This is a genomic window from Paenibacillus sp. VTT E-133280, from assembly GCF_002264385.1.
Classification (GTDB): domain Bacteria; phylum Bacillota; class Bacilli; order Paenibacillales; family Paenibacillaceae; genus Paenibacillus_AQ; species Paenibacillus_AQ nitricinens.
Genome location: NZ_NFUX01000186.1, coordinates 1 through 303, shown reverse-complemented (window position 1 = coordinate 303; position 303 = coordinate 1). Strand labels below are relative to the sequence as shown.

Annotated in this window: 1 protein-coding gene; it reads right to left on the bottom strand. The window is 48.2% G+C overall.

Going from position 1 to position 303, the window contains the following annotated elements; genetic code table 11:
* Positions 1 to 303 (bottom strand): cadherin-like beta sandwich domain-containing protein (locus tag CA600_RS30695; protein WP_143812245.1); only part of this gene is annotated, 303 nt, incomplete at both ends.

Here is a 303-nt window from a genome sequence, read left to right as displayed (position 1 = left end):
CGCTTAACGTGGCATCCGAACTTGCCGCTCGGGTTACTTCAACCGTGTACTCTTTCTTCGTAGAACCATCTTCCGCTGTAACGGTTACCGTAATTATGTTCTTTCCTACGGACAGAGGCTTCGAGCCAAGATCATCTGCTGATATCGTAGCAGTTTCATCATTCGTGGCTGCTGATACTGTAGTACTCTTTACGTCATTAGCTACATTGGCTGTGTAAGCCAGTGTACCACTTGTAAAGGTTGGACTCAGTGTGACTCCGCTTAAGGTCAAGTCGCTTAACGTGGCATCCGAACTTGCCGCTC